Genomic DNA, 7,011 nt, shown 5'->3' with positions numbered 1-7,011 from the left:
GCTCAGCGACGTTGTCGGCAACGTCTTGTAAGCCTGCCACGATGTGCGCTTCTATGCGGTTCTGTTCCTGCTGCCGAATGTCCTTCAGGGACTGCACGCGCAAGGTCCATGCACGCAGCTGGCGCTGCTCAAGCGGCGGCGCAACCCAAGGCTCCGGATTCATCGCCGCGCAATAACGCGCGATCAAGGCAGCGTCGATTTCGTCATTCTTGTTGCGGATGTTCTCGCCCGATCCAAAGCCCTTGATACAGGCTGGATTAACCACGCTGACCTTGAATCCCTCAGCGTGGAGCGTCGTGGCGATCGCCTCGTAGTACACACCTGTCGCCTCCATACAGATGTGCAGCGTCGCCAGCGATGCTTTGGAGTCACGTAACCACTCCACCAGCGCACGATGCCCTGCGGATGTGTTATCGAATACCTTCGCCTTCAACTTCCCATTGATCAGCAAGGCCAAGTCTAGCTTCTTCTTGCTGACATCGATTCCCAGCACGTCATTACGTGTCGTGTTCATTTTTGGCCTCTCTCGTATGCGGGCTCCACGCCGTGTGCGATGGCCCAAGATACCGTTCGGACTAACAAAATGAAACGGGCAGAGGCACCTATCTGACCCACGTGCTCAACGGCACTCGAGTCGTTCGGCATCACTCCGTCCGACCGCTTCGTCGCCATCATAGACCAGCTCCGCCGCGGCACCTTCAATATACGAGAGTCGAATTGTTTGACAACTTTCACGGATGAGCCGTTAATTCGACTCCGACCCTAGTTGTCCGCCAAGCTATTGGCCAATAATTCGACGCTGACCCTCATTGATTGCGGGGCGAATTTGGGAAATTGCCCAACAATTTTACTCTGACCCTCATTGAGGGACGGCCAGGGCGACCGAGTCAGGTGGTTTGGGCGGCGATCAGGTCGGCGCTTTCGGGGTCGGTGGCGCGGATGGCGTCGACGAAGACCTGGAGCGACGAGCCGCAGGCGAAGACCAGGACGTCGCCCGGCTCGCACAGGCTCAGGCCCAGGCGGATGGCGTTGCCTACCTCGAGTTCGCGGTGCAGGGTATCCGTCAGGCCGACTGCTTCTTCGGCGCCGGCCAGGATCAGGTCGACCGCTTCGCCCACGGCGCGGCCGCGGCTTTGCGATTCGTAGACCACCAGTTCGTCAAAGCGGGCGCCGCATACTTTGCCCACTTCGCGCAGGTCGCTGTCGCGGCGGTCGCCGGGGGCGGTCACGATGCCGACCAGTTGGCCCGGGAGCATGCCGCGCGCCATGTCGGCCATGGCGGCGTAGGCGGCTGGATTGTGGGCGTAGTCGACGATCACCGTCACGCCGCGCACGTCGAACATGTTCGTGCGCAGCGGGTTGGTGCGGCCGTTCGACACGAAAGTGGACAGGCCGGCGGCGATCTGCAGGTGGCTGAAGTCGGACGCCATCAGGGCCGCCGCAGCGGCCAGCGCATTGGCGATGTTGAAGCGGGCCAGGCCGCCGAAGGCCACCGGCATGCTTTCGACCTTGATCACCGCCTGCTGGATATGGCCGTCGGCGATCACCACTGCGCCGTCCTGCAGGTAGGCGCCGCGGCCGCCGTCTTCCAGGTGCTTGAGCAGCACCGGGTTTTCGGCATCCATCGAGAAGAACAGCACTTCGGCGCCCGGCTTGACGCGGCGCGCCATCTGCACGCACAGCGCGTCCTCGGCGTTGAGCACCACCGCCTTCGACGCCGATTGCGCCACCACCGCCTTCACCTGCGCCAGGTCCTCGACCGTGTCGACGCCGTCCAGGCCCAGGTGGTCGGCCGCGATGTTCAGCACCACCGCCACGTCGCAACGGTCATACGCCAGGCCGCGCTTGAGGATGCCGCCGCGCGCCGTCTCCAGCACCGCGATCTCCACTTCCGGCGCGTGCAGCACCGTGCGCGCCGACCAGTAACCGGTGCAGTCGCCCTTCACCACCTGCTTGCCGTCGATGAAGACGCCCTCGGTGGTGGTCACGCCGGTGACGCGCCCCGCCATGCGCGCCGCATGCGCGACCAGCAAGGTGGTGGTGGTCTTGCCATTGGTGCCGGTCAGCGCGATCACGGGAATGCGGCCATCGGACGCGCCCATCAGGCCATCGACGATCGCCTCGCCGGCGTCGCGCGCCTCGCCCGCGCTCGGATACTGGTGCATGCGGATGCCGGGCGCCGCGTTGACTTCGATGACGGCGCCGCGCTGCGCCGCCAGCGGCTGGCCGATGTCCTCGCACACGATGTCGATGCCGGCCACGTCCAGGCCGATCTTGCAGGCTGCACGCACGCACAACAGGCGCGTCGAATCGGGCAGCAGGTCGGTCACGTCTTCGGCGGTCCCGCCGGTCGACAGGTTGGCGTTGCCGCGCAATTCGGCCACCACGCCCACGGGCAGCACGCTGTCGAACTCGAAGCCCTGGCGCGACAGCATGTCGGCCGCATGCTCGTCGAGCGCGATCCGGGTCAGGATCGTCGCATGGCCGGCGCCGCGCGCCGGATTGGCGTTCTCGATTTCCACCAGCTCGCGGATGGTCTTGATGCCGTCGCCCACCACGTGGGCCGGACGGCGGCGCGAGGCCGCGGCCACGCGCCCGCCGGCGACCAGCACGCGATAATCGCACCCCTTCACATGGCGCTCGACGATGATGCGGCGCCCGTACTGGCGCGCGAACTCGAACGCGCGCGCGACGTCGTCCGGCGTATTGCAGTCGACCGTCACGCCCTTGTCCTGGTTGCCGTCCAGCGGCTTCAGAGTCACCGGCCCGTTCAGGCGGCGCGCCACGCGCTGGGCCGACTCCACGGTGGTGACCACGTCGCCCTCCGGCACCGGCACCCCGGCTTCCTTCAGCAAGGCCTTGGTCAGCTGCTTGTCGCTGGCGATCTTCACGGCGATGAAGCTGGTGTCGCCGGTGGTCGTGGCCTGCAGGCGTTTTTGCCGGACGCCCCAGCCCAGCAGGAACAGATTGGCTTCGTCGGTGATGCGCTGCACCGGAATGCCGCGCTCCTGCGCCGCCGCGATCACCGCGGCGGTGCTGGTGCCGATCGCATAACGTCCGGCGATCTCGCGCAGCTCCTCCAGGCGCGGCCCCAGTTCGAAACCGTCGCCGTGCGCCAGCGCGGTGACCAGGTCGAGCGCCAGGTCGAACGCCGGCTCGGCCAGCTTCTCGCAGCTGTAGGCGCACACGATGCGAAACTGGCCCGGACGGCCGCTCACCGGGCGCGTGCGGCCAAAGCTGGCCGGCGCGCCGGCCAAGGTTTGCAGTTCCAGGGTCACGTGCTCGATCACGCGGCCCAGGTAAGTGCCTTCGCGCAGGCGCTGGGCGAAGCCGCCGGGCTGGCCGGCGGGCAGGCGCTCGCCGTGCAGCGACGGCAGCAGTTCGAGCAGCGCGTGGTTGAAGCCGGGCAGGTCCTTGGTGGACTTGCCGTACAGGTCCTGCAGGTCGACCACCGACAGCAGGCATGGCGAATCGGCGTGGACGTTCGGTCCGCGCAGGAAGCGTTGTTCGAGGATTTGCACGTGTGATTTCCTTGTAATAGTCTTATTTATAGCCACGGCCGGCACGCGCTCTCTATCGCGTGCCGGCCGTTTGTCGCAGTGCGGGCGCTTCAGGCGTCGAACAGTTGCGTGTACATGCGGGTAGCCATCAGGCCCACCGCCGTATGGTGAATCTCGGGCGACAGCAGGCGGCCGAGCAGCTGCATGGCCTCCTGCTTGCCGTTGGCCGCCGCCACCTGCTGCTCCAGCAGGCGCAGCTCGTTATCGGCGTCGGCATCGTCCAGGTTGGCGTGGCGGCGGATCAGGCCGCGCACTGGATGCGCATGGCTGCGCTGCGCCCCCTGCCCCAGTTGGTCGAGGGTGCGCTGGCGCGCGCGCGCGGTCAGCACGCGCTGGGCGCTGGCCGGCTTGCCGTCGGCGGTGGAGGTGATCCAGTCGCGCAGCACCTGCAATTCGTAGGCGTTGAACACGCCGAACATCTCGGCCCGCTCGCCTTCGACCAGGCGCCAGAAGCGGCTATGCTCGACGTCCTCGCCGCGCTTGATCCAGCCGGCGCCTTCGAGGGCGGCCAGGAAGGCCGGGATCTGCGCCGGGTCGGTCAGCCAGTCGTTGACCGAGCGGCCGGCGACGCGGCAGTAATCCGAGTGCATGTTCTTGCCCACGCCGCTCTTGGCGGCCAGGATGCCGACCAGTTCAGATTGCAGGTCGAACTCGCCGATCACCGAGGTCGTGCTGGCGCCCAGTTCGTTCAGGCGGTAGCCGTCGACCACGCGCTGCCAGAAGGCTTCGCGGTCGCCGACCTTCGGCATCAGGTCGTGCACCGCCTGCACCGCCTTGCGCGCATGGCCGCTGGCGGCGTTATCGACCGTCACGTGCAGGGTGAAATAATACGGGTCGATGCCCAGTTCGTTCAGCTCATAGGACGTGATCAACAGATGCAGCGGCAGCTGTTCGTAGCCCAGGTTGTAGCCGACGACTTCGGGCAGGAAATGCTCGGCGTGGTGGCCCAGCGCCAGCTGCAGCGCGCCTTGCAGGAAATGGTCGTCGCCCAGGTCTTCCCAGCTTTCGCAGCCGTGGGTGGCCAGCAGCTTGCGGTACAGCGTCACATGGTTCTTGTCCGGCAGGCCGTCGCCCAGTTCTTCGAGATAGGTCTTGATCAAGGGGTGGAAGGCGACGTCGTCCCACTGGCGCGTCAGGCCATACAGCCAGGCGCCGTCGACCAGCTTGGTCGGGGCCACGCCCTTGATGAAGTACAGCGCATGCGCGCGGCACGAGAAATAGCGGCGCGGCGCACCGTTCTTGCGCGCCGCGAGGTAGTCGCGGTACTGCTGGCCGACGATCTCGGTGCGCTGTTCGATCCACGCCTGCAGCTGGTCCAGGTTCGCGGGCAGGTCGGACGGCAGCTCGCGCGCGACCGCGATCTGGGCGGCCACGAAGTCCTTGGCCTGTTGGGGCGTCGCTGACGGATCGGCGTACAGCGAAAAGTACAGGTCCTTCGCGCCTTCTGCGGTGGCAAGGGGCGCGGTCTCGACGCGCGGCGCGTCGGCTAACAACATTGGTGTCATGTCTCGCATCGTGAAGTGTCCCATGGACGATTACCGACATTATCCAAGCTGGACCATGTTGCGAAAATCGGTAGGCGCGCTGCGAGGCTGTAAGAGAGGGATTACAAAATAATATCTCGCAGCGCAGCAATCGCTTGCCAATCTGCTTACGCCGATGCGTCGCCACCCTGCTGGCGCATGCCGCGTTCGACGTCGGCCGCCTCGGGATCGCCCTTCTCTTGCGCCTGCCGATATTTCTCGGCCTGGGCATCGACGATGTGCGGCGGGAATGGCGGAATGTTCGGATCGGCCAGCACTTCGAGCACGAAGGGCCGGCCGGCCGCCAGGGCCTGGTCCCAGGCCGCTCCGAGCGCGTCCGGATCGTCGACCCGCACGCCGTCCAGCCCGAGCATGCGCGCGTACTCGGCATACGAGAAGTCGGGCAGTTCCTGCGACGCCTCGTACTTCGGCTCGCCCTGCATGCCGCGCTGTTCCCAGGTCACGAAGTTCAGGTCGCGGTTGTTCAGCACCAGCACCACGAGCGTGGGATTGGCCCAGTCGCGCCAGTGGCGCGCGATCGTGATCAGGCCGTTCATGCCGTTCATCTGCATGGCGCCGTCGCCGGCCAGGGCGATCACCGGCCGTCCCGGATGCGCCATCTTGGCCGCCATCGCATACGGCACTGCCGACCCCATGGTCGCCAGGCCGCCCGACAGCGACGCCATCATCCCGCGCCGCAGGCGCAGGTGCAGCGCATACCAGGCCGACACCGAGCCCGAATCGCCGGTCAAGATCACGTCTGACGGCAGGCGCGGCGACAGCTCGCTGAAGGCGCGCTGCGGGTTGACCGGCTTGCCCGGCTGACGCGCGCGTTCGTCCAGCACGCGCCAGCTCTCGGCCACGTTCGACTCGATGCGCGCACGCCAGGAGCGATCGTCCTTGCGCCGCAACAGCGCAATCAAAGCGCGCAGGGTCGCGCGTGCGTCGCCCGCCAGATTCACGTCCATCGGATAGCGCAGGCCAAGCATGGTCGCGTCGACGTCGATCTGCACCGCCTTCACGCTGCCTTCCTGCGGCAGGAATTCGGCGTACGGGAAGCTGGAGCCGACCATCAGGAGCGTGTCGCATTCCTTCATCATCGCGTCGCTGGCCTGGGTGCCGATCATGCCGATGGTGCCGGTGCAGAACGGCAGGTCGTCCGGCACCACGGCCTTGCCCAGCAGCGCCTTGGCGATGCCGGCGCCAAGCAGCTCGGCCGCCTCGACCAGTTCGTCCAGCGCGCCGTGGGCGCCGGCGCCGGCCAGGATCGCGACCCTGTCGCCGGCATTGAGCAGGTCGGCGGCGGCGCGCAGCGCTTCCGGGGGCGGCACCGCCGCCTCCAGCGCGGCGCCGACGCCCGAGAAGGTGTTGCCGTGTTCGCGCGGCGGATGCGGCACCGCGTCTTCTTCCTGCAAGTCGTTCGGGATGATGATGCAGGTCACGCAGCGCCGCGCCTGGGCGATGCGGAAAGCCCGGTCGATCAGGTGGCGCACCTGGGCGGGGTCCGTCGCCATCTGCACGAACTCGCCCGCCACGTCCTTGAACAGCGTGACCAGGTCGACCTCTTGCTGGTAGTGAGCGCCAAGGGCCGAGCGCTGCTGCTGGCCGACGATGGCGACCACCGGCTGGTGATCGAGCTTGGCGTCGTACAGGCCATTGAGCAGATGGATGGCGCCGGGACCGGAAGTCGCCAGGCATACGCCCACCTCATTGGTGAACTTGGCGTGGCCGCAAGCCATGAAGGCCGACATCTCTTCGTGGCGGCACTGGACGAATTCGATCGCGTCCTGGCGCCCGAAAGCGGCCAGGATGCCGTTGATGCCGTCGCCCGGATAGCCATAGACGCGCTGCACGCCCCATTGCCCGAGACGCTCGATCAGGAAATCTCCTACGGTGCTGGTCATGCCGGTGTCCTTTCGCAAAGATGG

4 protein-coding genes are annotated in these 7,011 nt (G+C 66.7%); all 4 read right to left on the bottom strand.

From position 1 onward, the window contains the following. Positions 1–514: IS110 family transposase (locus HMPREF9710_RS22890; RefSeq protein ID WP_005670371.1), on the bottom strand; the 514-nt coding region annotated here is incomplete at its 3' end. Between the two features lie 373 nt (positions 515–887). After that, a complete protein-coding gene (gene cphA, locus HMPREF9710_RS22885) occupies positions 888–3,521 on the bottom strand; it encodes a cyanophycin synthetase (protein WP_005670369.1) in 2,634 nt (877 codons plus the stop codon). Positions 3,522–3,610: 89 nt separating this feature from the next. Next, complete coding sequence (locus HMPREF9710_RS22880) at positions 3,611–5,065, bottom strand: iron-containing redox enzyme family protein (protein WP_157225697.1); 1,455 nt, start codon at positions 5,063–5,065, stop codon at positions 3,611–3,613. Positions 5,066–5,211: 146 nt separating this feature from the next. Then, positions 5,212–6,987: a thiamine pyrophosphate-requiring protein gene (locus tag HMPREF9710_RS22875; protein ID WP_005670366.1), complete on the bottom strand. Its 1,776-nt coding sequence runs from the start codon at positions 6,985–6,987 to the stop codon at positions 5,212–5,214. Positions 6,988–7,011: the final 24 nt, after the last annotated feature.

Origin of the sequence: Massilia timonae CCUG 45783 (genome assembly GCF_000315425.1) — a bacterium.
In the GTDB taxonomy this organism is placed as follows: domain Bacteria; phylum Pseudomonadota; class Gammaproteobacteria; order Burkholderiales; family Burkholderiaceae_D; genus Telluria; species Telluria timonae.
Note: the sequence above shows the minus strand (reverse complement) of the source record. Positions and strands in the feature narration are given on the sequence as shown.

Excerpts from the sequence above, each read along its gene's own strand:
- HMPREF9710_RS22880 (WP_157225697.1), bottom strand. The coding sequence starts at position 5,065 with ATGACACCAATGTTGTTAGCCGACGCGCCGCGCGTCGAGACCGCGCCC.
- HMPREF9710_RS22875 (WP_005670366.1), bottom strand. The coding sequence starts at position 6,987 with ATGACCAGCACCGTAGGAGATTTCCTGATCGAGCGTCTCGGGCAATGG.